This window comes from Kitasatospora dryopteridis (genome assembly GCF_050749075.1).
In the GTDB taxonomy this organism is placed as follows: Bacteria; Actinomycetota; Actinomycetes; order Streptomycetales; family Streptomycetaceae; genus Kitasatospora.
The window spans coordinates 1,577,976-1,604,727 of the sequence record NZ_CP192749.1 but is presented as its reverse complement, the minus strand read 5'-3'; the positions used below and the strand labels follow the sequence as shown (position 1 = coordinate 1,604,727).

Genomic DNA, 26,752 nt, shown 5'->3' with positions numbered 1-26,752 from the left:
CGAGCCCGGACCGGCCGTCAGCCGCGGGCCGGGACGAAGCGCAGCGGCGTCCCCGGGCGGGCCTGTGCCGCGGCGGCGAGGTCGGCCCTGGGCACGACACCGACGACCGGATAGCCGCCGGTCGTCGGATGGTCGGCCAGGAACACCACCGGCAGGCCGTCCGGCGGCACCTGGACGGCGCCCAGCGGCATGCCTTCGCTGGGGAGTTCACCCCCGCGGGTCCGGGGCAGCGGCGGGCCCTCGGTGCGCAGGGCGATCCGGTTGGAGGCCGCCGCGACCCGGTAGCCGGCCCCGAGCGGCGGCCGGGCGAACCAGTCGTCGTGCGGCCCCGGCAGCAGCCGTAGCACCAGCTCCGCCGGAGGGCCGGGCAGCGGCACCAGGTCCGCGCCGGGGCCGGCCGCGGCCGTGCCGACCGGCAGCCGGTCGCCCTCCGCCAGCGGGGCGGGGCCGAGCCCGGACAGCAGGTCGGCCGAGCGGCTGCCCAGCACGGGCGGCACCGCGATCCCGCCGGCCACCGCCAGGTAGCTCCGCACCCCCGCGGTCGCCGGACCGACCTCCAGCAGCGCCCCGGCCGGCACCCGCACCGCGGCGCCCCAGGCGGCGGGCCGCCCGTCCAGCCGGACGGGGGCGGGCGCACCGGTCACCGCCACCACGGCCGGCGCCGAGGCCCGGACGGCCACCCCGCCCAGCGTGGTCTCCAGCGCCGCCGCGTCCGGCGGGTTGCCGAGCAGCCGGTTCGCCGCCCGCAGGGCCGGTTCGTCCAGTGCTCCCGCCCGCGGCACCCCCAGGTGCGCGACTCCGCGCCGGCCCAGGTCCTGGACGGTCGTCAGCGGGCCGGGCCGCACCACCAGCAGTTCAGCCACGGGACGCCACCGCCGTGAACCGGACCCGGGTGCCGGGCGCGAGCAGCGCCGCCGGCTCGCGCTCCGCGTCGAACAGCCGCAGCGCGGTGTGCCCGAGCAGCTGCCAGCCGCCGGGGGAGGAGCGCGGATAGACGCCGGTGTACGGCCCGGCCAGCGCCACCGAACCGGCCGGCACCGAGCTGCGCGGGGTCTCCCGCCGCGGCACCGCGTACTGCGCGGGCAGGCCGGTGAGGTAGCCGAAGCCGGGGGCGAAGCCGCAGAAGGCCACCCGGTACTCGGGCTCGGTGTGGATGCGTACCGCGGCCTCCGGGGAGACGCCCCACAGCCCGGCGACCTCGGCCAGGTCGGCGCCGTCGTACACGGTCGGCACCGACACCAGTGGTCCGTCGGCCGGCGGGTGCTCGGGCAGCGTCCAGCCGGCCAGTTCCCGGGCCAGCGCGGCGCGGTCGGCGACACCGTCCAGCAGCACCGTGCACGCGGCGGGCACGATCTCCGTCACCGCCGGCAACTGCGCACGGCGGTCCAGCAGTTCGGCGTACAGCGCGGCGACCTGCCCGGCCGAGCCCGCGGTGACGAGCAGTGCGTCCTCACCGACCGGCCGGACCACCGGCCTCGCGCCCCCCGCCCGGCCGCCCATCAGGTGAACGCCTCGACCCGCACCCCGGCGGAGGCCAGTGCCCCGCGCACCCGCCAGGCCAGCTGCGCCGCGCCCGGGGTGTCCCCGTGGACGCACAGCGAGCGGGCGCTGACCGCCACCGACTCGCCGCCCGCCGCGGTCACCGCGCCGTCCCGGGCCAGCCGGACGGCGCGGGTGATCACCGCCTCGGGATCGTGCACCACCGCGTCGGGTTCGCGCCGCGGCACGAGTGTCCCGGCCCGGGTGTAGGCGCGGTCCGCGAACGCCTCCGCCACCACCGGCAGGCCCACCCCCTCGGCCACGGCGAGGAGTTTGGAACCCGGCAGGCCGAGCAGCGGCAGCGGCCCGTCGCAGACCGCACCCGCGCGCAGCACACCGGAGACCACCGCCTCCGCCTGCTCGTCGTCCGCCACCACCCGGTTGTAGAGGGCGCCGTGCGGCTTCACGTAGGACACCCGGGAGCCCGCGGCCCGGGCGAAGACCTGCAACGCGCCGATCTGGTAGGCGATTTCGTCGGCGAGCTCGTCCGGCGGCACGTCCATCGCCCGGCGTCCGAACCCGGCGAGGTCCCGGTAGGAGACCTGGGCGCCGATCCGCACCCCGCGCTCCGCGGCCAGTGCGCAGACCCGCCGCATGGTGGAGGGATCACCCGCGTGGAACCCGCAGGCGACGTTGGCGCTGGTGACGACGGACAGCAGTGCCTCGTCGTCGGTCAGCGTCCAGCGTCCGAACCCCTCACCGAGGTCCGCATTGAGATCGATCACCGCGTCGGTCACGCGTCCGCCCGCCTTCCAGCCAGCTCCTGGTGGTGATCGTAGAGCCTGATCGTTTGCCCGCGTGCCGGGCCGGTCGTGCGGCCGCCGGGTTTGCCGAGTGGTCATCACCCGTTCGCGCAAGCACCGGCTTCCGTCACCGTGAACCGAGCACGAGCAGACCCACCAGCACCGGGAACGGCCCCTGCCGGGCCGACGGCCCGACGAGGCCGGGCGGGCGCCACCCACAGCACCGCCCGAACCGCGTCCCGAACCGCGTCCCGGACCGTCCCGGGCCACCGGCCGCGGCGTACCCAGTGCCGGGTGGGCCCGCAGTCCACGGCCGGTGCCGTACCGAGGGCGAACCACCACTACAGGACGGAGACCGGCGAGAACAGGCCCTTCTGCCACGGCTCGGGTGCCACCCGCACCGCCAGTGCGGGCACCAGTGCGAGCTGCACGGCCACGGCGGCACCGAAGGGCGCGGACGCCCGGCCGGTGGCTCCCGTGTTCACCGCGCTGTTCACCGCGCTCACCGCACCGGCCGCAGCGCCCGGGCGGCCTTGGCCGCCACCGCCGCCGACTCCGCGACGAACCGCCCGCGGCGGACGCCCAGCACCCGCAGCGCCGGGCCGTGGTCCAGCGCCACGAACCCGGCCGCGGCGGTGGCGAGCAGCCGCCAGAAGGCGACGGCGGGGGAGTGCAGCGGCGCCGGCAGCCGCCCCAGCGACTGGCGGAGCCGCAGGCAGTGGAAGGGGATGTGCCGCAGCTCGTCCGCGGCGATCCGCCCGGCGACCTCCGCGACCAGGCCGTCCGCGGCCCCGTCCCGCACGGCCCGGTAGTACGGCACGGCGACCACCTCGGCGACCAGCAGCACCATCAGCTCCAACCGCAGGCCGAACAGCCGGCGCAGCCGGACGAAGAGGGCGTCGCTCCAGTGCGAGCCGAGCAACGGCGTCCCGGTGGCGCGCAGCAGTTCCGCCAGCAGCCGGGCGTGGTTCTGCTCCTCGGCGACGAACAGCCGCACCGCGGTGGCGTAGTCGGCGTCCCCCGCCGCGTCGGCCTTGCCGATCAGGTCGGTGCCGTCGCCGTCCTCGCCGACCTGGAACTTCTGCAGGCTGCGCAGGAGCTGGGCCGAGGCGCGGGCCCCGCGGGTGAAGTCCGGGTCGCCCAGCTCCGTGCGCCAGGCCGCCTCGGCGGTGAAGTGCGCCACCCACCGCGCGAAATCCAGGCGGTCGAGGCCGACCGGTGCCCCGGTCGCCGTGTCGACGGCGGTCATCGGACGGCCGCCGGGGCAGCAGCGGCGAAGCCGTTCGGGGCGGTGACGGCCTGCGCCCACTCGAGGCGGCGGATCTCCTTCAGCACGATCAGCAGCGGCACGGCCCCGACCACGCCGAACGACATGTCGACGAATCGCCAGTACAGCGGGATGCCGCGGAGCGGTCCGCAGATCAGTGCCAGCGGCAGGATGCCGGCGCAGGCCAGCAGGGCCCAGCGGATCACCCAGACGTTGCGCACCGGGTCGCGGAGCGGGCCCCAGAACGCCGCGGCGATCACCAGGTGGGCGAAGGCCAGCCAGTCGGTGCCGTAGGCGAGGAACGGGTAGCGGTCGCCGGTCTCGGCGATGCCGTCGCGCACCCAAACCGCCCGCCCGGCCAGTCCCGGCCAGTGCTCGCCGAGGCCGCTGCCGGTCACCGCGTCGGCGAGCCAGCGGGTCTCGGTCTCCAGCGGGAAGGCCGTCAGGCCGCTCAGGACGAGGCAGACGATGAAGATCCACAGCCAGGCGCGGACGCGCCGCAGAGCGGCGGCCCGGGCCACCGCGGGATCGGTGTCCTTGGTCATGACGGCACTCTAGACCCTGGAATTGAACGCGTTCAAGATGAGAACTGAACATGTTCAACAAAGCCTGCGGGCGGCCGGAAACCGGGGCAACCAGGCTCGTTTCGGATGTTGTCGGTGCGAACCTCTAACCTTGTCCCCCGTGACCGCCATCGCAGACCAGCCCGCCGCGTACGAGCTCCGGCAGCCCGCCGCAGCCGCCCGGCCCGCACCCGGCCCGGCCGCCGACGAGGGGCTCGCCCGCCGGCTCAAGGCGCTGGCCTGCACCGCCCCCCTGCACGACCTCGACGCGCGCAAGGTCAACCTGGCCGGCGAGTACGGCTCGTACACGATGGCCGAGCTCGGCCTCGCCGTGATCGACCTGGTCACGCTCAACATGGACTTCGACACCGGCGCCGACCGCGACATAGTGCTGAGCCGCCTCCAGCCGCGGATCGCCGCGCAGAACCCGGCCCGCGCCACCGCCGAGCACGAGCGGGTCGGCCGCTGGGTCCTCGAGTCGCTGATCAACGTCGGCAGCGTCGACCGCGGCTTCCGCGCCGTCTACGGCACCTTCGGCGCCGACGGCGGCTACGTCCGCCGCGACTACGACTTCAAGCTCATCGAGGAGGTGCCGGGCCCCGACGGCGGCGTCTACCTGCGCACCACCGACGAGGCCGTCAACGTCCTCGTCGGCGCCCTCGACACCGACGTCACCTCCGCCCAGATCGCCGCCGAGGTCAAGCTCGAGGTGCTGATCCGCCGCGGCCGGCTCGCCGACGCGCAGCTCGCCGCCGAGCAGGCCCGCTACCGCACCGTCCAGTACGCCGAGACGCTGCGCCGCGCCCTCGAGGCCACCCGCCGCAACGTCCGCGCCGTCGACTGGATGGAGACCGTCCCCGATCTCATCGACGAGGCGCTCGACCACATCGCCGACCGGTACCGGCACGAGAACGCGATCCTCACCAACATCCGCAAGGCCCGCGACGAGAGCACCGACCCCGAGCACAAGCGCCGCGCCGCCGAACTCGTCGACATCGTCAAGGACTGCATCCGCCGCCACACCCAGCTGCAGACCCGCCTGCTGGAGGCCGGCCCGCTCTTCCGCGCCGAACAGGACCGCCAGGCCTTCGCCGCCCCCAGCGCCCGCAGCGGCATAGACCTCTACGGGCACCTCCTCGCCCCGCTCCTCGAACTCCCCCTGGAGCAGGCCGTCCGGCCCACCGACGCCTTCTTCGCCCGCGGCACCGGCCTGCGGACACCCGTCTCCGTCCGCGTCGCCGACCTCGTCGACCTGCTGCTCACCCCGCCCGTCGAACGAGAGCACCTCGGCGCCGAACTCCCCGAACCCGACCTCGTCGCCACACCCGACGACAGCCGGTTCAGCGAGGCCCAGCTCGAAGCCGCCCTCGAACTCCTCGACCTCCCCGCGGACGCCCCCCGACGGCTCTCCGGCCTGCTCGCCGAAGCCCGCCGCCAGGACCCGGACCTGCCCTACCTGGTCGCCCTGCTCGCCGTCCACGCCGCCAGCCCGCCGGTCGGCACCGCCTACCGCCAGGGCGAGGAACGCCTCCTCTTCGCCGTCGACGACGGCACCCGCCTCGACGACCCCGAATTCGGCGGCGCCGACCTCATCGTCGGCAGCGCCCTCCTCGACGCCGCAGGCATGGCCGCCGCCCGCAAGGAGGCCGGCTGATGGCGCAGCTCGCGCACAGGGCGCACCGCCAGGGGCGCGGGGAACTGCGCAACCCCAGCGCGGTCAACCTCGCGCACGGGGCCCACCCCCAGGGGCGCGGGGAACTGCGCACCCCGGAAGGCCCCCGACCCGCACCCGACCTCCCCGGGGCGACCCGCCCCCACCCGGCGGCCCACCCCACGATTGCGCAGTTCCCCGCGCCCCTTGAGGTGCACCGTTCCTGCAAGGAGTCTCGTTCGTGACGATCCACCACGATGCGGTGGCCTGGGCCCCCGAGCCGGAGCCGGCGGCAGCCCCCCTCACTCCGGCCGACGTCGCCGACGCCGCCCGGCTGGTCTCCTTCGGCCTGCAGGCGAAGCTCCTCCCGGCCCGTGACGCGGAGTACGCCGAACTCGTCCGCCGCTACCGCGAGGACCCGCCGTTCGCGCGCCTCGCGGATGCCGTGGCGACCGGCATGGGCCTGGTCGTCCTGGAGGTGTCGCCGCGGGCGGGCATGGCGGTGGCGGCGGGGGAGGACTCCGTCTTCGCCGTCCGGATGGGCGACTACTCGCGTCGGGCGGCCTCCGAGTCGACCGACCGCTTCCTGCACGGCCTCGCGCATCTCGCGGTGGCCGCCCTGGCCTTCCCCCGCCCGGAGGACCTGGCCGACGACGGCTATCTCGGCCGGGTCACCGTGAACGGCGTGGACACCTTCGTCCGGCAGGCCTGCCGCCGCCTCGAGGAGCGGGCGGAGGCGGAGGGCGAGGTCACCGACCCGGCCTCGGACGCTCCCGGCCTGGAGGCGGCCTGGCGGGTGTGGGCGCGCCGCTCGTCCACCGGTGCGACCAAGGACGCCCGCCGGCTGGCCGGTTCGACCACGGGCATCGTCTCCAAGGCGGTGCTGTTCCTGGTCGACTCCGGGTTCCTGCAGAAGACCTCGGACGACGCGGGCGGCACCTTCCGGACGACGGCCCGCTACCAGCTCCAGGTCCGCGACCTGGCCGGTTCGGCGGCGATGGCCGAGCTCACCGAGCTGGGCGTCGTCCCGGTGACGGACGGCACGGCCACCCTGCTGCCCGCAGACCACTCCGACGAGCTGGTCGCCGACGCCGGCCTGCCGTTCCACTCCCTCTGACCCTCCGGCCTGCCGGCCCCGACTCCCCGCACTCCGCCCCGACACTCCGCGCCCGTCCCCACCGACCGGCACCCACTCTGGAGAACCGCAGCACCATGTACGAGCTCAACCGGGTCCGCCTGTACTCGATCGGACCGGCCGGCGCCCGCTATGCCGACACGGTCCTCGACCTGCGCGGCGTCGGCGAGCCGGTGGCGGAGCCGGCCCCGCAGCAGATCGGCCTGTTCGGCGAGGAGCCGGAGGGCCCGCGGCGCCGCCCGGCCCCGGCCGGTGTGCTGTTCCTGGAGAACGGCGGCGGCAAGTCGGTGCTGCTCAAGCTGATCTTCTCGGTGATGCTGCCCGGCCACCGCAACACCCTGGGCGGTGCCAGCTCCGGCGTGCTCCGCAAGTTCCTGCTGGCCGACGACTGCGGGCACGTCGCCCTGGAGTGGCAGCACACGGTGACCGGCGAGCTGATCGTCGTCGGCAAGGTCAGCGAGTGGCGCGGCCGCCAGGTCTCCTCCGACCCGCGGAAGTTCGCCGAGCTCTGGTACTCCTTCCGCCCCGGACCGGGCCTGACCCTGGACGCCCTGCCGGTCGCCGAGCGGGTCAGCCTCGCCGGCGACCAGAAGGTCCGCGGCCGCCGCCGCACCATGAAGGGCTTCCGGGACGCCATGACCGAGGCCGGCAAGGCCTGTCCCCACCTGGACCTCACCTTCGAGGAGATCCACGACCGCTGGAACGAGCACCTCGGCGACCTCGGCCTCGACCCCGAACTCTTCCGCTACCAGCGCGAGATGAACGCGGACGAGGGCGAGGCCGCCGGCCTGTTCGCGGTGAAGCACGACGCCGACTTCACCGACCTGCTGCTGCGCGCCGTCACCGACACCCGCGACACCGACGGCCTCGCCGACCTCGTCCACGGCTTCGCCGCCAAGCTCGGCCGCCGCGCCGAGCTCACCGCCGAACGCGACTTCACCGCAGGCTCGCTGGACCTCCTGCAGCGGATCGTCGACGCCACCGCCGCCCGGGAGACCGTCCGCGAGACCCACCGCGCGGCTGAGCGCCGCACCCGCCGCCTCGCACACGCCCTCACCTCCCGCGCCGCCGCCGAACGCGACCGCGCCCAGGACCTCGCCGTCGAGGTCGCCGCCGCCGCGAGCGCCGTCACCGCCGCCGAGGCCGACCGCACCCGGCACTCCCTGATCACCGCCGAACTCACCCACCGGCACGCCACATTGGGCCTGGCCGCGGCCACCGGCGAGGCCGCCGCACTGCGCCGCGAACTCATCGACGCCCGTACCCTGCACTCCGCCTGGCAGGCCGCCGAGGCCGTGCTGCGCCACCGCGCGGCCGCCGACCGGGTCGCCCGCGTCTCCGCGGCGATCCGCGAGGCCGAGCTGGACGCCGCCCCGGCGCTCGCCGCCCGCGCCCAGGCCGCCGGCGCCCTCGCCCGCGCCCTGGAGACCGCCGCCCTCGCCGCCGAGGCCCGCGCCGACCAGGAGGAGCTGCGCGCCGGCGAGCTCCAGGAGGACGGCTCCGCCGCCCAGTCCGAGGCGACCGCCGCCGCCACCGCCGCGCAGAAGGCCCGCAGCGAGGCCGAGCACCTGCGCCAGCGCCTCGCCGAGGTCGAGCAGGAGACCGCCGCCGCCGTCGAGGCCGGCTGGATCGACGCTTCCGAAGACCCTGACCCGGCCCGCGCCGCCCTGTACGCCTCCGACGCCGAGAAGGCCGCCACCGCCGCCCTGGAGCAGGTCCGGGCCGCCGCGGAACAGGCCGCCGCCCGGGTCCGCGAGACCGCCGCCGCCGAGGCCCGGGCCGAGCTCGCCGCCGCCCGCGCCACCGACGCCCGCACCGCCGCCGAGCTCGCCCTGGCCGCCGAGCGGCGCACCGCCGCCCTGCTGGCCGCCGAGCCACGGCTCGCCGAGCTGCTCTCCCTGACGCCCCACCAGGAGGGTGCCGCGGAGGACGAGGGCTTCCTCACCCCCGCCGTCCTGGACCGCAGCGCCGAGGACCTGCGCGAGCAGCTCGACCAGGCCGTCGCCACCGCCGAGCGCACCCTGTTCGACCTGCGCACCGCCGCCGCCGACGACTCCCGCATCCTGGCCGCGCTCGGCGACGGCGGCCTGCTGCCGCCCGGCCCCGACGTGCTGGCCACCGTCGAGTACCTCGGCGAGCACGGCATCCCGGCCCTGCCCGGCTGGCGCTACCTCGCCCAGTCCGTCGACCCGGCCGACCACGACGCCATCCTCGCCGCCCGGCCCGAGCTGGTCGACGGCGTGGTCGTCACCGACCCGTCCTCGCTCGACCGCGCCCGCGAGGCCCTGCAGGCCGCCGCGCTGCTGCCGCGCTCCACCGTCGCCGTCGGCACCGCCGCCGCCCTGATCGCCCCGATCGAGGCCGAGCCGCCGTTCTTCCTGGTCCCGCCGAACCCCGCCATGCACGACGAGCGGGCCGCCGACGACGAGCGCCGCGGGCTGCGCACCCGCGCCACCGCCCGCGAGGAGCACATCCGCGAGCTCGCCGCCCGCCTCGGCCACGACCGGGCGCTCGCCGCCCGACTCGCCTCCTGGCACGCCCAGTGCCCGCCCGGCACCCTCGCCGAACTCGCCGACGCGGCCCGCGCCGCCGCCGAGCAGTCCGAGACCGCCACCGCCGTGCTCGCCGCCGCCCGCGCCGAGCACGCCGAGGCCGAGGGCGACCACACCGCCGCGGCCGGCGCCCACGAGGAGCGCCGCGAGGCCGCCCAGCAGGCCCGCCGCCGCGCCGACGCCCTCGCCGGCCTCGCCTTCCGCCTGCGCGAACGCGCCACCTGGACCCGTCGCCAGCGCGAACTCGCCGACGACGCCGCCGAGTGCGACCGCCGCCAGACCGCCTGCGCCGAACGCGCCCGCACCTGCGACGAGGACCGCCGCGCCGCCCAGCGCGCCGCCGACGACGCCCGCCGCACCGCCCGCACCCTGCGCGCCGAACGCGCCGAACTCTCCACCGTCGCCGAGGACGCCACCGAGCCCGCCGGCACCGCCGCCTCGCTGCCCGCCCTCCGCGAGGCCTACCGCGCCGCCTCCCAGGTGTACGAGAAGGTCGGCGTCGGCGCCGACCTGCGCGCCGAGCAGGCCCGCGCCGAGGGCGACGAGGCCGCCGCCGCGACCGAACTCGACCGCCTCACCAACAAGGTCCGCACCCGCGCCGAGGAGCTCCTCGCCAGCCCCGACGGCGCCGACGGCCCGGCCCGCCAGGCCGCCGCCGCCCGCGCCGAGGAACTCGTCGCCACCATCGAGGCCCGCTCCGCCACCGCCAGCGAACAGCTCGGCCGGCTCCGCGGCGAGGCCGAACGCTCCGCCCCCGCCGACGGCGAGGCCCACACCGAACTCCCCGAGGAGCTCGTCCCCACCGACCCCGAGCACGCCCAGACCCTGCTGCGCACCGCCACCCTGCTGCTCGCCGAGCGCCGCGAACGCCTGGACACCGCCCGCACCGAACACGCCGACCTGCTGCGCACCTTCCAGTCCGCGCAGGCCGCCGCCGCCGACTTCGACGAGACCGCAGGCCAGCTCCGCGACGGCCTGCGCGACAACCCCGACGAGGCCGAGCCCGCCGCCGAGCCGTACCTGGGCGGCCTCGCCGAGGCCCGCGCCGCCGCCACCGACACCCGCCGTACCCTGCGCACCGCCGCCGGCGAGCTCAGCGGCGCCGAGCTCGCCGTCCGCGACGCCGCCGACGCCCTCATCCGGCACGCCAACGCGGCCCGCTACGAGGCCGTCCGCACCCCGGCCCGCCAGCAGATCCGCGAACTGCCCACCGCCGCACTGCCCGAGCACGCCGCCGCCTGGGCCGCCGCCTTCGCACCCCGGCTGCGCGTCCTCACCGACGAACTCGCCCAGCTGGAGCGCAACCGCGGCTCGATCGTCGACCGGCTGCGCGGCCTGGTGGAGTCCTCGCTCGCCACCCTGCGCGCCGCCCAGCGACTCTCCCGCCTCCCGGAGGGGCTGGGGGAGTGGTCCGGCCAGGAGTTCCTGCGCATCCGCTTCGAGGACCCGGACCACGCCGTCCTCGTCGAGCGCCTCGGCGAGGTCATCGACGAGGCCACCCGGGCCGCCGTCAAGAAGAACTCCGACCTGCGCCGCGACGGCATGTCACTGCTGCTGCGCGGCGTCGCGGCGGCGATCGGCCCCAAGGGCGTCAGCGTCGAGATCCTCAAGCCGGACGCGGTGCTGCGCGCCGAACGCGTCGGCGTCGGCCAGATGTCGGACGTCTTCTCCGGCGGCCAGCTGCTCACCGCCGCCATCGCGCTCTACTGCACCATGGCCGCACTGCGCGCCAACGACCGCGGCCAGTCCCAACTGCGGCACGCCGGCACGCTCTTCCTCGACAACCCGATCGGCCGCGCCAACGCGACGTACCTGCTGGAGCTGCAGCGGGCCGTCGCCGACGCGCTCGGCGTCCAACTGATCTACACCACCGGCCTGTTCGACACCACCGCACTCGCCGAGTTCCCGCTGGTCATCCGCCTGCGCAACGACGCCGACCTGCGGGCCGGCCTCAAGTACATCTCGGTCGAGGAGCACCTGCGCCCCGGCCTGCCCGCCCCCCAGGACCCGGACGGCCCGACCGTCCACGGCGAGATCACCGCCACCCGCATGTTCAAGCGCCCCGCGGAGGCCCCCGCCGGCTGACCCGATCGGCCACTTCGGGTGCCCGCACCCCTGAAGTGGCCGATGGCCGGGTGCCGCACCCCGCCGCGGCGTTAGGCTCCTGGCTCAGGACCGGCCCCGGAACCGCCGCGGCGCCCGGCCGCCACGACCCGGGGGGAGGCCGTCGAATGGAGCTGCACCAGCCGGCGCAGACGGACCACCACCTGTCCCTGCACACCGCCCTGGTCCACTGCCCCCGCTGCGACTCCCGCGCGCTCCGCACCGGCGCCCGCCTGGTCTGCACCTCCTGCGGGCTGGTCCGCGAGACCGGCCGCTCCTTCGCCGGCCCCGTCCTGGTGACGGCCGGCGAACGCTGTCCCACCTGCGGCCGTACGCTGCGGCACGCTGCCGAGCACGCCGCCTGGCCCGGCACCGTCCGCGACCGGGCACTGCGCTGCGGCTGCGGGACGCGCTCCCGCCACCCGGTGGCCGTCCACCCCTCCTGGCACCGCAACCAGGGCGCCGATCCGGTCTCCGGCCTGCCGCTCTGGCTGCGCACCGGCGTCCGGGGCAACGTCCTGTGGGCCCTGGACGCCGCCCACCTGGACGCCGTCGAGGCCCAAGCCGAAGGGCCCGCCGATGTCGGCGCCGGGTCACGAGGGCCCGGAGGCGAGCGGGTGAGCAGTACGTCTCCGCGGTGCTGCGCCCGCCGAGCCGCGGCAACGGCACCCTGGCGAGCCGCCTCCCGGCGTGGATCAAGAGCGCCAAGAACCGCCGGGACGTACTGCTCACCCGCTCGCCTGCGGGCCCTGCTCCCGGCAGGCGGCGCAACGCCCTGACCGTCCCGATCTCCCCGCATCCCCGTCCGCCGCCCCCCGGAGGCCATGCATGCCGGTGCTCGCCCACCTCAGTGACATCCACCTCGGCCAGGTCCGCCCCGGCCCGGACGGGCCGGACGGCGGCGAGCGCGCCGAGGCGCGGGCCCGGCAGGTGATGGCCTATCTGGAAGGCCTGCCCGGGCCGATCGACGCCGTCCTGGTCACCGGCGACATCGCCGACCACGGTGCGCCCGAGGAGTACGCGGCGGCCGCCCGCATCCTCGCCTCCGACCGCTGGGAGGTGCTGACCTGCCCGGGCAACCACGACGTCCGGGAGGCCTACCGATCGGGGCTGCTCGGCGAGGATCCCGCCCCCGGCCCGGTCAACCGGCTGCACGAACTCCCCGGCCTCACCGTCCTGATGTGCGACTCGAGCATCCCCGGCCGCGACGAGGGCCGGCTCGACGAGGAGACCCTGGCCTGGCTGGACACCACCCTCAGCCACGCCCGCCGGGACGTGCCCGCCGTGGTGGCCTTCCACCACCCGCCGGTGGAGCTGCACGCCCCGCTGGTCGACGCCATCCGGCTGCAGGACACCCCGCGCCTGGCCGCCGTGCTGCGCTGCCACCCCCAGGTCGCCGCCGTGCTCTGCGGCCACGCCCACACCCCGGCAGCCACCCGCTTCGCCGGCCTGCCGCTGGCGGTCGCGCCCGGCGTGGTCTCCACCGTCACCCTTCCCTTCGAGGGCGGCGAGGGCATCGTCTTCGACCACCCGCCGATGGTCGCCTTCCACATCCTGGACGATCGGCGCAGGCTGACCACACATCACCGCATCGTTCTCTCCTGACATCGGGCCGTCCCCCACCGGCCACCCCGCCTCTGCCCGACCAGGAGCCCCCATGCCCCGCACCCTGCACGCCGAGCCGGTCGTCCGCGACCGCGCCCACCTCAACGAGAGCCCGCTCTGGGACGACCGCCACCAAGTCCTGCGCTGGGTCGACATCCTGGCCGGCCACGTGCACAGCTGGGACCCGGCGACCGGGGAGCGCACCCTGTTCGAGGCGGGTCTGCCGGTCGGCGCGGTGGCCCTGCGGGAGGCCGGCGGGCTCGTCCTGGCGGTCGCCGACGGCTTCGAGATACTCGAGGACGGCCGGACGACCCGGATCGCCGACCTCGACTCCGAGGGCGGCGATCTGCGGATGAACGACGCCGTCTGCGACGCCGAGGGCCGCCTGCTGGCCGGCACCATGGCCTACTCCCACGAGCCGGGCCGCGGCACCCTGCACCGCCTGGACCCGGACCACACCGTGCACACCGCCCTGCCGGAGGTCACCATCTCCAACGGCCTCGACTGGTCGCCGGACGGCAGGACCGCCTACTACGCCGACAGCCCCACCCGCGAGGTCCGCGCCTACCGCTACCACGAGGGCGGCCTGCTCGAGCCCCGCCCGTTCGCCGCGCCCGAGGGCGGTGTGCCGGACGGCCTCGCGGTCGACGCCGAGGGCGGCGTGTGGGTCGCGGTGGCCTTCGCCGGCACCGTCTGCCGCTACCTGCCGGACGGCACCCTGGACACCGTGGTCCGCGTTCCCGCCACCGTGACCACCAGCTGCGCCTTCGGCGGCCCCGGCCTGGACACCCTGTACATCACCACCGCCACCGAGAACCTCACCCCCGCCCAGCTCGCCGAGCAGCCGCTGGCGGGCGGGATCTTCGCCTGCACCCCCGGCGTCCGCGGCCGCCGCGCCCACCGCTTCCGCGGCTGACCCGGCCACGCCCCCGGGGCGTGTCCTCGAAGGTCACGGGTGCGCCCCTCGTACGGCACCCATGCCCTCGAGGGCGCGCCCCGGGCCCCCGATACACCCTCCGGTGGGCGAGGTGTCGTACTCGGTCGGAAACTTGAAGAAGTCTTCCCAGTCTTGGATGCTGGACCCCCCGGGCATGTCCCGGGTGGTGGGCCGGCGCCGCTGCCGGCAACGGAGGTCAGCCGTGACGGACCTGTTCCGCGAGGAGCTCGGGGCGCAGCTGATCCAGGCCCGCAGCGACCTCGCCACCGCCAGGGCGGCGGGCGACGACGACGGCGTCCAGGCCTACCGGGGGCGGATCGCGAGTCTGCTGCGGATCGCCGCGCGGCACGGAGTCGAGCTGCCGCACACGCCGGACGAAGAGGAAGACGAGGACGACTGAGCATGCCGGTCCCGCTCTACCAGGCCAAGGCGGAGTTCTTCCGTACCCTCGGTCACCCGGCCCGCATCCGCGTCCTCGAACTCCTCCAGGACGGCCCGCGTCCGGTCCGCGAGCTGCTCGCCGAGATGGACATCGAGCCGTCGAACCTGTCCCAGCAGCTGGCCGTGCTGCGCCGCACCAACCTGGTGACGGCGACCCGCGAGGGCAACACCGTGGTCTACGAGATGAGCACGCCGGACGTCGCCGATCTGCTGCGCGCCGCCCGCCGGATCCTCACCGAGATGATCGCCGACCAGGGCGTGCTGCTGGCCGAGCTGCGGGGCAACGACCGCATGCCGATGCTCTGACCGCCGGCGCGCCGCTCACCGCGCGGCGGTGTCAGACGCCCGCGCCGCCGGGGCGGTGGCAGTTGCGGTAGCCGGCGACCACGCTGTCGAGCAGGCCGGGGAAGCGGGCGGCCAGGTCCTCGCCGCGCAGGGTGTTCATCTTCGAGGTGCCGCGGCGCACCTGCCGGATCACGCCGGCCTCCCGCAGCACCCGGAAGTGGTGGGTGAGCGTGGACTTGGCCACCGGCACGTCGAAGGCCAGGCAGTTGACCTCGCCCGCGCACTCGGCCAGCGAGGACACGATCCGCAGCCGGACGGGGTCCGCGAGTGCGTGCAGCACGGCCTCCAGGTGGATCTCGTCCACGGCGGGCTCCGGGAAGGCGACGGCGTGGGGGGTCGTGTCGGGGCTGGTCTCGGTCACCCCCTCATAGTACGAGGGTCGTCGTAGTTTGACAGTTCTCGTAGTACGAGAGTTATCGTACTGAGCAGGCCATCCGGCCGACCGCAGAACCGCCTACCCGCCGGCCACCGCCGAAGGAGCTGCCGTGAGCGCCCTGTTCGAGCCGATCACCCTCCGCTCGCTGACCATCCCCAACCGGGTGTGGCTCTCGCCGATGTGCATGTACTCGGCGGCGCCGGACGGCCCCGAGCAGGGTGTCGCCACCGACTTCCACCTCGTCCACCTGGGCTCCCGCGCCGCGGGCGGCGCCGGCCTGGTGATGGTGGAGGCCACCGGTGTCCGGGCGGACGGCCGGATCTCCCCGTACGACCTCGGCCTGTGGAACGACCGCCAGCAGGAGGGCCTCGCCCGGATCGCCGCGGCGATCTCCGCGCACGGCTCGGTGCCGGCGATCCAGCTCGCGCACGCCGGCCGCAAGGCCTCCACCGGCCGCCCGAACGAGGGCTCCCTCCCGGTCGCGCCGGCCGACGGCGGCTGGCAGCCGGTCGGCGCCTCCCCGGCCGCCTTCGAGGGCCACCCGGTGCCGCACGAGCTGACCGCCGAGCAGATCGCCGAGCTGGTGCAGGACTTCGCCGCAGCCGCGGTCCGCGCCCGCGAGGCGGGCTTCCAGGTCGCCGAGATCCACGGCGCCCACGGCTACCTCGTCCACTCCTTCCTCTCGCCGCACTCCAACCACCGCACCGACGGCTACGGCGGCGACTTCGCCGGCCGCGCCCGCTTCGCGCTGGAGGTCGCCGCGGCCGTCCGCGCGGTCTGGCCGGAGGACCTGCCGGTGTTCTTCCGCGTCTCCGCCACCGACTGGCTGGACGGCGAGCCGAGCTGGGCGCCGGACGAGTCGGTGCTGCTCGCCAAGGAGCTGGAGGCGATCGGCATCGACCTGATCGACGTCTCCAGCGGCGGCATCGCCAAGCACGCCGCGATCACCGTCGGCCCCGGCTACCAGGTGCCGTTCGCCGAGAAGATCCGCACCGAGGCCGGCATCCCGGTCAGCGCCGTCGGCCAGATCACCGAGCCCGCCCAGGCCGAGGAGATCGTCGCCTCCGGCCGCGCGGACGCGGTGATGCTCGGCCGCGAACTGCTGCGCGACCCGTACTGGCCGCTGCACGCCGCCCGCGAGCTCGGCGCCGAGCGCACCTGGCCCCGCCAGTACGGCTACGCAGTGGGCTCGCGCGGCTGACCGGCCGTCACCGCCACACCCGGCTGCTCTCCAGCGGCGCCCGGCGACCCGCCGGGCGCCGTCGTGGTTCCCGGCTGCCCGCGAGCGGTGAGGCAGAGTTCGGCCCGCGCTGCCGCTGCGCAGCGATCTGACGCGAGATCAGGATCTCCAGCAGGCTCCATGCCGTGCCGAACACCCCCAGCCCCATCACCATCAGCGCCGGCACCAGCAGCCCGCTGCCCGCGTACGAGGCCAGGGTCGCCACGATCAGCGCCACCAGCGTCAGCGACAGGCTGAACAGGGCCCGCACCGCGGAGGCGCGCACCTCCTCGGGCAGACGGCGGCGAACGGCGGACATCGGCGAGCCTCCCCGGCGCAGCGGACGTACGGAGCGCGGCGGGTGTGCTCCGGCGCACCCCGCCCGACATCCACCACCCTGCCCCACGCCCGCCCGCCCATGCCCGGAAATCCCCGATTCACCCCGGAATCCGGCCCTCCTGTGGTGGCGGACCGTCAGTCCAGCGTTGCGTTGAGTTCCTCGAGCGCCCCCGCCACGATGGTGCGCATCGCCCGTTCGGCGAGTTCCGCGTCGCCCGCACAGATCGCCTCCGCGACCTCCCGGTGCAACTGCACCGCGTACGGCCGGGGCTGGTGCGGCATCAGGCGGTGCTCGGTGCGGCCGGTCAGCACGGCGCCGACCGTGTCCTTCAGGTGGGCGAACATCTCGTTGCCGGAGGCGCGCAGCACGATCGCGTGGAAGGCGATGTCGTGCTCGAGGAAGGTCTCCAGGTCGGCGGCGCGTGCGGTGACGGTCAGCTCCACCGCCAGCGCGCTCAGCTCGCGGCGGTCGTCGTCGCTGGCGTGGACGGCCGCGAGCGCCGCCGCCGCGGGCTCCACCGCGACCCGCAGCGAGCCCAGCGAGCGCAACTGGGCGGCCCGGTCGGCGCCGGCCAGCCGCCAGCGGATCACCAGCGGGTCGAAGACGTCCCACTCGCCCTTGGGCCGGACGGTGATCCCCACCCGGCGCCGCGGCGCGACCATGCGCATCGACTCCAGGATGCGGACGGCCTCGCGCACCACGGTGCGGGAGACCCGGAAGCGCTGCTCGAGTTCCTCGGTGCGCAGCACCGCGCCCGCGGGGATCTCGCCGGAGGCGATGGCCGGGCCGAGTTCGGCGAGCAGCTGGCCGGGCAGGCCCTGGATCTCCATCGGCCCAGACTATCGGGAAGTAAAAGTATGACGATTTTATTGCGGGCGGTTGAATAAGTCATACCTTTGCGCCAAGGTGAGCGCGGAACAGGCAGAAGAGGAGCACCACCCCATGGCTCTCAGCGTCGAGACCCAGCCGCCCGCCGTCGTGGTCATGGGCGTCTCCGGAGTCGGCAAGACCACGGTCGCGCGGCAGCTCGCCGAGCGGCTCGGCCTGCCGTACGCCGAGGCGGACGACTTCCACCCGGAAGCCAACATCGCCAAGATGAGCGCCGGCATCCCGCTCGACGACCAGGACCGCGAACCGTGGCTGCACGCCCTCGGCGACTGGCTCGGCGGGCGCGCCGCCGCAGGCACCGGCGGCGTCGTCACCTGCTCGGCCCTCAAGCGGCAGTACCGCGACACCCTCCGCGATCACTGCCCGGACGCCTTCTTCCTGCACCTCAGCGGCGGCCACCACCTGATCCAGGACCGGCTCGCCCACCGCGTCGACCACTTCATGCCGACGTCGCTCCTCGACTCCCAGTACGCCGCGCTCGAACCGCTCCAGCCCGACGAGCACGGTGCCGTACTGGACGTCGGCCCCACCCCAGCTACCCTCGTCGAGTCGGCCGCAGCCCTGCTGGGCCATGTCAACGGAGACCTCGCGTGACCCCCACCTCCCTGCTCGCGGCCGCCGCACCGGCCCTGCCGCACACCGACAGCAACGGCAGACTGCTCATCGCGGTGCTGCTCAGCATCGGCGCCATCGTGCTGCTGATCACCAAGCTGAAGCTGCACCCCTTCCTGGCGCTCCTGCTCGGCTCCGGCCTGCTCGCGGCCGTCGCCGCCGCCCCCTTCGACAAGCTGCTCACCAGCTTCGCCACCGGGTTCGGCAGCACCGTCGCCGGCGTCGGCCTGCTCATCGGCCTCGGCGCGATGCTCGGCAAGCTGCTCGCCGACTCGGGCGGCGCCAACACCATCGCCGACACCGTGCTGGCCCGCACGGGCAGGCGCGGGCTGCCCTGGGCGATGGCCCTGATCGCGGCCGTGCTGGGCCTGCCGCTCTTCTTCGAGGTCGGCGTCGTCCTGCTGATCCCGATCGTGCTGCTGGTCGCCCGCCGCGGCAACGTCCCGCTGATGCGGATCGGCATCCCCGCCCTCGCCGGGCTCTCCGTCCTGCACGGCCTGGTGCCCCCGCACCCCGGCCCGCTGGTCGCCGTGGACGCGCTCAAGGCCGACCTCGGCGTCACCCTCGCCTTCGGCCTGCTGATCGCCGTCCCCACGCTGATCGTCGCCGGCCCGCTCTTCGGCCGGATCGCCCAGCGCTGGGTCGGCCCGCTCGCGGTGCCCGCCGCACCGGGCTCCGACGCCGCCCCCGGCTCCGACGCCGACGGGCCCGCCGCCGCCGGGGACGGCACCCCGCACGGCGGGACCACCCCGGCAGGCACCGGCTCCGGGACGGCCACCGCCACCCGTACGGCGCTGCCCACGGCCGTCCGCCCCGAGCACGCCCCGCGGTTCGGCGCCGTGCTCGCCACCATCCTGCTGCCGGTCGTGCTGATGCTCGGCAAGGCACTGGTCGACGTGGTGGTCGACGACCCGAAGGCCGGAATCCAGCGGGTCTTCGACTTCATCGGCTCGCCGCTGATCGCCCTGCTCGCCGCGACCCTGCTCGGCATGGTCACCCTCGGCCGCGCGGCCGGCTTCGACAAGCAGCGGATCTCCGACACCGTCGCCGGCTCGCTCGGCCCGATCGCCGGCATCGTCTTCATCGTCGGCGCCGGCGGCGGCTTCAAGCAGACCCTGATCGACGTCGGCGTCGGCCAGGCCGTCAGCGACTGGGCCACCGACTGGCACGTCTCCGCCCTGCTGCTCGGCTGGCTGATCGCCGTCCTGATCCGCCTGGCCACCGGCTCCGCCACGGTCGCGACCATCACCGCCGCCGGCATCGTCGCCCCGCTGGCCGCCGGCATGTCGAGCAGCCACTCCGCCCTGCTGGTCCTCGCGATCGGCGCCGGCTCGCTCTTCTTCTCCCACGTCAACGACGCCGGCTTCTGGCTGGTCAAGGAGTACTTCGGGATGAGCGTCGGTCAGACCGTGAAGTCCTGGTCGGTCATGGAGACGATCATCTCCGTCGTGGCGATCGCCCTGATCCTCCCGCTCAGCCTGATCGTCTAGCGCTCGCCGCCGAACACACCGGAGCGGTCAGCGGGCCCGTTCGGCCCGACGGGCCAGCAGCTCCCCGAGCGGCGCGTCCGGCACCTTGCGCCACCGCTTCGGACGGCGGCCGGCCGCCCGCTCCGCCACCTCGGCCGCCCGGTCCCCGACCGGGCGGCCGTTCAGCGTCGCCAGCACCGTCCGCTGCAGCCGGCGGTTGGCACTGTTCACCGCCCGCTTGCGGAGACGGATGCTCGTCCGCGAGCTCTTGTCGTTCTCGCCGTAGGCGTTCCGCCGGTCCTTCAGGTAGCTCAGCCGCTTCTTCTCCCGCGGCGTCCTGCGCACCATGCACATCGCCCCCTTCCCGCACCGACGCTAGGCGCCGGGCGGTGAAGGGGGCGAACGCTTTTCGCGAGGCTGTGCTTATTACTTCCCACGCTTCGCGAGGCTGTGCCTATTACTTCTTTCCACGCTTCGCGAGGAAGGCCTCGACCTGCTTCCGCACCTCCGGCGTGTCCAGGCCGCGCACCGTCATGGTGGTGCGGCGCCGCAGCACGTCGTCGACGGTGTACGCCCACTCGTTGTCGGTGGCGTACGCGACCTGCGCCCAGACGTCCGGGCCGTCCGGGTGGATCGGGGCGCCGAGGTCCGGGTTCTCGGCGATCAGGTGGGCGATGTCGAAGGAGAGCGTGCCGTAGTGGCTGGCCAGGTGCTTGGCGACCAGCGGCTCCATGCGCGAGCCGGGCTCGCGGTCGACCAGCAGGCGGTGCGCGACGGCGTTCGGCGCGCCGACGCCGGGCAGCGGCACGGTCGCCGGGAAGGGCGACATGTCCTCGGCGAGGCCGGTGCCGGGCACGTGCTTGAGCTTCTCCAGCACGGCGCGGCCGATGTGCCGGTAGGTGGTCCACTTGCCGCCGGCGACCGACAGCATGCCGCCGCGGCCCTCGGTGACGACGGTCTCGCGCTTGGCGGCGGCGGTGTCGCCGGGGCCGCCGGGCAGCACCCGCAGGCCGGCGAAGGCGTAGGTGATGAGGTCGCGGTCGAGGTGCTCGTCGCGGATGGCGTGGCCGGCCTCGTCCATGATCTGGTCGATGTCGGCCTCGGTGGCGCGGACGTCCAGCGGGTCGCCGGTGTACTCCTCGTCCGTGGTGCCGAGCAGGACGTGGTCCTCCCACGGGATCGCGAAGGACACGCGGTACTTGTCGATCGGGATGGTCAGCGCGGCGCGCCACGGGGTGCGGCGCTTGACGACGACGTGTGCGCCCTTGGAGAGGCGGATGGACGGGGCGGCGCCCGCGTCCTCCATCTTCCGCAGGTGGTCGACCCACGGGCCGGTAGCGTTGAGCACCAGGCGGGCGGAGACGCCGAACTCGGTGCCGTCCAGGCGGTCGCGCAGCTCGGCGCCGGAGACCCGGCCGCCGGTGAAGCGCAGGCCGGTGACCTCGGCGTGGTTGAGCACCACGGCGCCGGACTCGACGGCGGCGCGGACGGTCATCACGGCGACCCGGGAGTCGTTCATCTGGTGGTCGCCGTAGACGGCGACCGAGCGCAGGCCCTCGGTGCGCAGCGCCGGCACCTGCTGGGCGGCGTGCGCGGCGGTGGAGACCCGGCCCATGCCGTCGCGGAAGGCGGAGAGCGCCGAGTAGAGGAAGACGCCGGCGCCGAGCTTGGGCGCGCTGTGCGGGCCGCCCTTGTAGACCGGCACGAAGAAGGTCAGCGGGTTGACCAGGTGCGGGGCGACGTCGGTGGCGAGCGCGCGGCGTTCCTTGTGGTTCTCGGCGACGAGCTTGACCGCGCCGGTCTGCAGGTAGCGCAGGCCGCCGTGGACGAGCTTGGAGGAGGCGCTGGAGGTGGCCCCGGCGAAGTCGCCCGCGTCCACCATGGCGACCTTGAGACCCGCCTGCGCCGCCGTCCAGGCGGTTGCGGTGCCGAGGATGCCGCCGCCGATCACCAGCAGGTCGTAGGTGGCCTTGCCGAGCAGCTCGCGGGTCTCGGCGCGGGAGGCGGTGCGGCCGGTGGTGAAGCCGGCGCCCAGAGTCGGAATGGTTGCCATGGTGTGTGTACGGCGGCCTGGTCGGGCTGCCGTGTCTCCTCTCGGGTGTGCGGTGCGGTCTCCGCCGGGAGACCGTGGCCGGCCCGGTGCGGCGGGCCGGAACGTCACGAAGGCCGGCCGGGGCGGCGCTGCCCCGGCCGGCTGGTCCGTCAGCTCTGCTCGTCCTCCTCGACCCAGCCCATGGTGCGCTCCACGGCCTTGAGCCACTTCTTGTACTCGCGCTCGCGGGTGGCCTCGTCCATGCGGGGGGTCCACTCGGCGGCGCGGTGCCAGTTGGCGCGCAGCGTGTCGAGGTCGCTCCAGAAGCCGACCGCGAGGCCGGCCGCGTAGGCCGCGCCCAGCGCCGTGGTCTCGGCGACGTAGGGGCGCTCGACGGGGGCGTCGAGGACGTCGGCGATGTTCTGCATCAGCAGGTTGTTGGAGGTCATGCCGCCGTCGACCTTGAGGGCGGTGAGCTCGACGCCGGAGTCCTTCTGCATGGCGTCGACGACCTCGCGGGTCTGCCAGGCGGTGGCCTCCAGGACGGCCCGGGCCAGGTGGCCCTTGGTCACGTACCGGGTCAGGCCGGCGATCACACCGCGGGCGTCGGAGCGCCAGTACGGGGCGAACAGGCCGGAGAACGCCGGGACGAAGTAGGCGCCGCCGTTGTCCTCGACGGTGGAGGCCAGGGTCTCGATCTCGGCCGCGGTGGAGATGATGCCGAGCTGGTCGCGCAGCCACTGCACCAGCGAACCGGTGACGGCGATCGAGCCCTCCAGGGCGTAGACCGGCTTCTGGTCGCCGATCCGGTAGCCGACCGTGGTCAGCAGGCCGTGGTAGGAGTTGACGACCTTCTCGCCGGTGTTCAGCAGCAGGAAGGTGCCGGTGCCGTAGGTCGACTTGGCCTCGCCCTCGTCGAAGCAGGTCTGGCCGAACAGCGCGGCCTGCTGGTCGCCGAGCGCGGAGGCGACGGGCACGCCCTCCAGGTCGCCGATCGCGTGGCCGTAGACCTCGGCGGAGGAGCGGATCTCCGGGAGGACGGCCAGCGGCACGTCCATGGACTCGGCGATCTTCTCGTCCCACTCCAGCGTGTGGAGGTTCATCAGCATGGTGCGGCTGGCGTTGGTCACGTCGGTGACGTGCTTGCCGCCGTTGACACCGCCGGTCAGGTTCCAGATGACCCAGGTGTCCATGGTGCCGAAGAGGATCTCGCCGGCCTCGGCGCGCTCGCGCAGGCCCTCGACGTTGTCCAGCAGCCAGCGGATCTTCGGGCCGGCGAAGTAGCTGGCCAGCGGGAGGCCGGTCTCGCGGCGGTAGCGGTCCTGGCCGACGTTGCGGCCGAGCTCGCGGCAGAGCGCCTCGGTGCGGGTGTCCTGCCAGACCAGCGCGTTGTGGACGGGCTCGCCGGTGTTCTTGTCCCACAGGACGGTGGTCTCGCGCTGGTTGGTGATGCCGATGGCGCGGATGTCGTCCTTGGTGAGGCCGGCCTTCTCGAGGGCCCCGCGGATCACCGACTGGACGCGGGTCCAGATCTCGGCGGCGTCGTGCTCGACCCAGCCAGGCTGCGGGAAGATCTGCGAGTGCTCCTGCTGGTCGACGGCGACGATCCGGCCGTCGGCGCCGAAGATGATGCAGCGGCTGGACGTGGTGCCCTGGTCGATCGCGGCGATGTAGTTCCCGGTGGGCGTGGTGCCAGAAGTCATGGGGTCCTCGGATCTGGATGAGGGATTCAGGGACGGGCAGGCCTGACGTGGGGTCAGTCCCCGTGGGCGGGTGCCGGGCAAACCCCGGTCGGGCTCAGAAGACGATGTGGTAGAAACCGCCGGCCAGCAGGCCGCCGATGGCCGGGCCGGCCACCGGAATCCACGCGTACGACCAGTCCGAGCTGCCCTTGTGGGGGATGGGCAGCAGGGCGTGGGCGATGCGCGGGCCGAGGTCGCGGGCCGGGTTGATCGCGTAGCCGGTCGGGCCGCCGAGCGAGAGGCCGATGCCGACGACGGTGAACGCAACGATCAGGATGCCGGTGCCGGAGAGGCCGAGGCCCTTGTTCAGGCCCTGGGTGAGGATGGCGAGGCAGAGCACGAAGGTGCCGATGATCTCGGTGAGCATGTTCTGGATCGGGTTCCGGATCTCCGGACCGGTCGAGAAGATGCCGAGGGTGGGGTCCTCGTTGGCCTGGAACTGGCCGAGGTAGGTGACCCACACCAGGAGGGCACCGATGAACGCGCCGAGCATCTGGGAGCCGATGTACAGCGGGACCTTGCTCCAGTCGCCGGTGTCGGCGGCGATGGCCAGGGTGACCGCGGGGTTGAGGTGGGCGCCGGACTTGGGGGCCGACATGTAGGCGGCGATGAGGACCGCGAAGCCCCAGCCGAAGGTGATGGCGAGCCAGCCGGCGTTGATCGCCTTCGACTTCTTGAGCGTGACCGCGGCGCAGACGCCGCCGCCGAGCAGAATCAGAGCGGCGGTGCCGAGGGTTTCGCCGACGAAGATGTCGCCGTTGGAGAAAGCGGACACAGAGACTCCCTTGTCCTGGTGGCCCGGAGGTGCGGGTGGGGGCAGGTGGGCCGGGCGATCCGGTGCGGGTGAGCGCAGTGGGAGCGGATCTCCCGGCCGCCGTTCGACAATGTCGACCGTTATGCGGAAGCTTCCACCGCGGCCACCCTCCACGTCAAGGCAGGGTTACGCACCTGTGACGGACGGGGTCACCGGGACGCGCCGGACGACCCGGGCAGTCGGCGGAACGGGCGAACCGCACCGTCCCCGGGCATGCGAAAAGGGCGCGGACGGGGCTGTGCCCGTCCGCGCCCTGCGCGGGTGTCCTCAGGGGCCTCCAGGGGCCCCGGGGCCGGTCAGAACCGGCCGGCGCCCAGGTCCCGGGAGATGGCCCGGGCGGCGCTGCGCACCGACGCCACCAGGCCCGGCTTCACGAAGCCGTCCTCGGTGACCGTCTCCACCGGCCCGCTGACGCAGACCGCGCCCACCGGATTGCGCCGCCGGTCCTGGATCAGCGCGCCGATCGAGGCCACGCCCTCCCAGGTCTCCTCGATCGAGTCGGCCCAGCCCCGCTCGCGGATCAGCGCGCACTCGGCGTCCACGTCCGCCGGGTCGGTCAGCGTGCGGAGCGTGTAGGACTCGAGCGGCCCGTCGCCCAGCTGCCCGCGCGCCACCGGGTCGTACGCCAGCAGCACCTTGCCCAGCGCGGTGGAGTGCAGCGGCTGCATCGAGCCGACCTCCAGCACCTGCCGGGTGTCGTCGGGGCGGAAGACGTGGTGCACGATCAGCACGCCCTGCTGGTGCAGCACGCCCAGGTAGACCGTCTCGCCGCTGGCCCGGGCCAGGTCGTCGGCCCACACCAGGGCGCGCGCCCGCAGCTCGTGCACGTCGAGGTAGCTCTGGCCGAGCCGGAGCAGCTCGGCGCCCAGCTGGTACTTCCCGCTCTCCGGGTCCTGCTCGACGAAGCCCTCCTGCTGCAGCGTGCGCAGGATGCCGTGCGCGGTGCCCTTGGCCAGGTCGAGGGCGGTCGCGACCTCGGACAGCCCGAGTCGGCGCTCACCGCCGGCCAGCAGGCGCATGATCGCGGCGGCCCGGGAGAGCGACTGGATCGGGCCGGGCATTGGCTACCTCCCCTGACAGGCGGTCGACATTGTCGACCGAAGTGTTGACGGCACGAGTCTGCCAGGCCGACGGCCGGACGCGCACCTTTCCGATCACTCCGCACCGCACGCGACCCGGTCACCCGCCCCCGCGCACGGCCCGGGCGAGCCCCGCGATCTCCCGCTCGCCGACCCGGCAGCAGCCGCCGACCAGCCGCGCCCCGTCCGCCAGCCAGCCGGCCACCCGGGACGCCCGGAAGGTCGGCTCGCCGCGCCAGCCGCGCGCCGCGGCGTCCCACTCCTCGCCGCTGTTGGGGTACACCACCACCGGCTTGCCGGCCGCCCGGGCCGCGAGCGGCACCGCCCGGTCCGCGTCGGCCGGCGTGCAGCAGTTGACCCCCACCGCCACCACCTCGTCCACGTCCGCGGCCATCGCCAGCGCCTCCGCCAGCGGCTGCCCGGCCCGCGTCCGGTCCCCGGCCGCGCCGAACGACAGCCAGGCCGGCACCCCCAGGCCCCGGACGGCGCGCAGCAGCGCCTCCGCCTCCACCGCGTCCGGCACGGTCTCCATGGCGAGCACGTCCGGGCCGGCCGCCGCCAGCACCTCCAGCCGCGGCCGGTGGAAGCGCTCCAGCTCGGCCGCGCTCAGCCCGTACCGGCCGCGGTACTCGGAACCGTCCGCGAGCACCGCCCCGTACGGGCCCACCGAGGCCGCCACGAACAGCGGGCCCGCGGCGCCCTCCGCCTCCGCCCGCCGCGCCGCCTCCCGGGCCAGCCGCACGCTCAGTGCCAGCAGCCGCTCCGCCTCGGCCCGGCCGAGGCCGCGGCGCGCGAAGCCCTCGAACGAGGCCTGGTAGCTGCCGGTGATCGCCACCTGGGCGCCGGCCCGGAAGTACCCCAGGTGCGCGGCGGTGACCGCCCCGGGGTCGTCCGCCAGCAGACGGGCCGACCAGAGCGCGTCGGAGAGGTCGTGCCCGGCGTCGGCGAGCTGGTTCGACAGGCCGCCGTCCAGCACCAGCGGCCCGGCCGCCAGGGCCGCGGCGAAGTCCGGGCGGGCCGGACGGGCGCCCGGCGAGGCGGGCGGGGGAGCGGCGGGCACGGGACACCTCCTGCGGCGCGGGCCGGCTCCTGCTGCGGTGGTCGGCGCGGATGCCTGAACTGTAGAGCGGCCGGGGCCGCTGCGGAGGCCCGGGGCGCGGATCGGCCCGCGACCCGGCCCCGCGGGCCGCAGGCGGGGCGATCCACCCGTACGAGTGATCGAAATTGGCTGGCGGTCGTCACCCTGCTGCGCTACGTTCTTCTCACATCGAGAACGACTCCCCGAGGCGCCGCTCCGACG

General features: G+C 74.9%; 26 protein-coding genes. 11 read left to right on the top strand and 15 right to left on the bottom strand.

What is annotated here, in order from left to right:
- Positions 1-17: 17 nt before the first annotated feature.
- From ACQ614_RS07320 to ACQ614_RS07295, 6 genes are all read right to left on the bottom strand, one after another.
- On the bottom strand, positions 18-863 hold the full coding sequence (locus ACQ614_RS07320; protein ID WP_431677576.1) for a biotin-dependent carboxyltransferase family protein: 846 nt from the start codon (positions 861-863) through the stop codon (positions 18-20).
- On the bottom strand, positions 856-1,500 hold the full coding sequence (gene pxpB / locus ACQ614_RS07315) for a 5-oxoprolinase subunit PxpB (protein WP_431677575.1): 645 nt from the start codon (positions 1,498-1,500) through the stop codon (positions 856-858). Before pxpB ends, ACQ614_RS07320 begins: the two co-directional genes overlap by 8 nt.
- A complete protein-coding gene (locus tag ACQ614_RS07310; protein ID WP_431677573.1) occupies positions 1,500-2,276 on the bottom strand; it encodes a LamB/YcsF family protein in 777 nt (258 codons plus the stop codon). The genes pxpB and ACQ614_RS07310 overlap by 1 nt, the downstream gene beginning before the upstream one ends.
- A gap of 347 nt (positions 2,277-2,623) precedes the next feature.
- Positions 2,624-2,779, bottom strand: a complete 156-nt coding sequence (locus tag ACQ614_RS07305; RefSeq protein WP_431677571.1) for a hypothetical protein — start codon at positions 2,777-2,779, stop codon at positions 2,624-2,626.
- A gap of 5 nt (positions 2,780-2,784) precedes the next feature.
- Positions 2,785-3,531, bottom strand: coding sequence for a ferritin-like domain-containing protein (locus ACQ614_RS07300; RefSeq protein WP_431677570.1), 747 nt, complete (start codon positions 3,529-3,531; stop codon positions 2,785-2,787).
- Complete coding sequence (locus ACQ614_RS07295) at positions 3,528-4,094, bottom strand: hypothetical protein (protein WP_431677568.1); 567 nt, start codon at positions 4,092-4,094, stop codon at positions 3,528-3,530. Before ACQ614_RS07295 ends, ACQ614_RS07300 begins: the two co-directional genes overlap by 4 nt.
- A gap of 139 nt (positions 4,095-4,233) precedes the next feature.
- On the opposite strand from ACQ614_RS07295, the gene ACQ614_RS07290 reads away from it, so the two are divergent.
- From ACQ614_RS07290 to ACQ614_RS07255, 8 genes are all read left to right on the top strand, one after another.
- On the top strand, positions 4,234-5,766 hold the full coding sequence (locus tag ACQ614_RS07290) for a hypothetical protein (protein ID WP_431677567.1): 1,533 nt from the start codon (positions 4,234-4,236) through the stop codon (positions 5,764-5,766).
- Positions 5,767-6,004: 238 nt separating this feature from the next.
- A complete protein-coding gene (locus ACQ614_RS07285) occupies positions 6,005-6,880 on the top strand; it encodes a hypothetical protein (RefSeq protein ID WP_431677565.1) in 876 nt (291 codons plus the stop codon).
- A gap of 95 nt (positions 6,881-6,975) precedes the next feature.
- The gene (locus ACQ614_RS07280; RefSeq protein ID WP_431677563.1) at positions 6,976-11,535 is read left to right on the top strand and encodes a hypothetical protein; all 4,560 of its coding nucleotides are present in this window, start codon (positions 6,976-6,978) and stop codon (positions 11,533-11,535) included.
- 146 nt (positions 11,536-11,681) lie between these two features.
- On the top strand, positions 11,682-12,332 hold the full coding sequence (locus tag ACQ614_RS07275) for a hypothetical protein (protein WP_431677562.1): 651 nt from the start codon (positions 11,682-11,684) through the stop codon (positions 12,330-12,332).
- 49 nt (positions 12,333-12,381) lie between these two features.
- Positions 12,382-13,158 (top strand): phosphodiesterase, encoded by a 777-nt coding sequence (locus ACQ614_RS07270; protein ID WP_431677560.1) that lies wholly within the window; start codon positions 12,382-12,384, stop codon positions 13,156-13,158.
- Positions 13,159-13,210: 52 nt separating this feature from the next.
- A complete protein-coding gene (locus tag ACQ614_RS07265; RefSeq protein WP_431677558.1) occupies positions 13,211-14,074 on the top strand; it encodes an SMP-30/gluconolactonase/LRE family protein in 864 nt (287 codons plus the stop codon).
- 223 nt (positions 14,075-14,297) lie between these two features.
- The gene (locus ACQ614_RS07260) at positions 14,298-14,495 is read left to right on the top strand and encodes a hypothetical protein (protein ID WP_431677556.1); all 198 of its coding nucleotides are present in this window, start codon (positions 14,298-14,300) and stop codon (positions 14,493-14,495) included.
- Between the two features lie 2 nt (positions 14,496-14,497).
- On the top strand, positions 14,498-14,842 hold the full coding sequence (locus ACQ614_RS07255; RefSeq protein WP_431677554.1) for an ArsR/SmtB family transcription factor: 345 nt from the start codon (positions 14,498-14,500) through the stop codon (positions 14,840-14,842).
- 31 nt (positions 14,843-14,873) lie between these two features.
- Here the strand turns inward: ACQ614_RS07255 and ACQ614_RS07250 are convergent, their stop codons facing one another.
- On the bottom strand, positions 14,874-15,242 hold the full coding sequence (locus ACQ614_RS07250) for an ArsR/SmtB family transcription factor (RefSeq protein ID WP_431677552.1): 369 nt from the start codon (positions 15,240-15,242) through the stop codon (positions 14,874-14,876).
- A gap of 124 nt (positions 15,243-15,366) precedes the next feature.
- On the opposite strand from ACQ614_RS07250, the gene ACQ614_RS07245 reads away from it, so the two are divergent.
- Positions 15,367-16,458, top strand: coding sequence for an NADH:flavin oxidoreductase/NADH oxidase (locus tag ACQ614_RS07245; RefSeq protein ID WP_431677550.1), 1,092 nt, complete (start codon positions 15,367-15,369; stop codon positions 16,456-16,458).
- Between the two features lie 7 nt (positions 16,459-16,465).
- Here ACQ614_RS07245 and ACQ614_RS07240 read toward each other — a convergent pair whose 3' ends face one another.
- Positions 16,466-16,795, bottom strand: a complete 330-nt coding sequence (locus ACQ614_RS07240) for a hypothetical protein (RefSeq protein ID WP_431677548.1) — start codon at positions 16,793-16,795, stop codon at positions 16,466-16,468.
- Between the two features lie 155 nt (positions 16,796-16,950).
- Positions 16,951-17,646, bottom strand: coding sequence for a FadR/GntR family transcriptional regulator (locus ACQ614_RS07235; RefSeq protein WP_431677546.1), 696 nt, complete (start codon positions 17,644-17,646; stop codon positions 16,951-16,953).
- Between the two features lie 112 nt (positions 17,647-17,758).
- On the opposite strand from ACQ614_RS07235, the gene ACQ614_RS07230 reads away from it, so the two are divergent.
- Positions 17,759-18,298 carry a gluconokinase gene (locus ACQ614_RS07230; RefSeq protein WP_431677544.1) on the top strand — a complete coding sequence of 180 codons (540 nt, stop codon included), beginning with the start codon at positions 17,759-17,761 and terminating at the stop codon, positions 18,296-18,298.
- Positions 18,295-19,806, top strand: coding sequence for an SLC13 family permease (locus ACQ614_RS07225; RefSeq protein WP_431677542.1), 1,512 nt, complete (start codon positions 18,295-18,297; stop codon positions 19,804-19,806). The genes ACQ614_RS07230 and ACQ614_RS07225 overlap by 4 nt, the downstream gene beginning before the upstream one ends.
- A gap of 27 nt (positions 19,807-19,833) precedes the next feature.
- On the opposite strand, the gene ACQ614_RS07220 is transcribed toward ACQ614_RS07225, so the two are convergent.
- The 6 genes from ACQ614_RS07220 to mmuM form a co-directional block, all read right to left on the bottom strand.
- On the bottom strand, positions 19,834-20,133 hold the full coding sequence (locus ACQ614_RS07220) for a hypothetical protein (protein WP_431677540.1): 300 nt from the start codon (positions 20,131-20,133) through the stop codon (positions 19,834-19,836).
- 109 nt (positions 20,134-20,242) lie between these two features.
- Entirely contained in the window at positions 20,243-21,838 is a 1,596-nt protein-coding gene (locus ACQ614_RS07215) for a glycerol-3-phosphate dehydrogenase/oxidase (protein WP_431677539.1), read from the bottom strand.
- Between the two features lie 149 nt (positions 21,839-21,987).
- Positions 21,988-23,520, bottom strand: coding sequence for a glycerol kinase GlpK (gene glpK / locus ACQ614_RS07210; RefSeq protein ID WP_431677537.1), 1,533 nt, complete (start codon positions 23,518-23,520; stop codon positions 21,988-21,990).
- Positions 23,521-23,614: 94 nt separating this feature from the next.
- The gene (locus ACQ614_RS07205; protein ID WP_431677535.1) at positions 23,615-24,334 is read right to left on the bottom strand and encodes an MIP/aquaporin family protein; all 720 of its coding nucleotides are present in this window, start codon (positions 24,332-24,334) and stop codon (positions 23,615-23,617) included.
- Positions 24,335-24,669: 335 nt separating this feature from the next.
- A complete protein-coding gene (locus ACQ614_RS07200) occupies positions 24,670-25,434 on the bottom strand; it encodes an IclR family transcriptional regulator (protein ID WP_363498772.1) in 765 nt (254 codons plus the stop codon).
- Positions 25,435-25,552: 118 nt separating this feature from the next.
- Positions 25,553-26,512 carry a homocysteine S-methyltransferase gene (mmuM, locus tag ACQ614_RS07195; protein ID WP_431677532.1) on the bottom strand — a complete coding sequence of 320 codons (960 nt, stop codon included), beginning with the start codon at positions 26,510-26,512 and terminating at the stop codon, positions 25,553-25,555.
- Between the last annotated feature and the right edge of the window lie 240 nt (positions 26,513-26,752).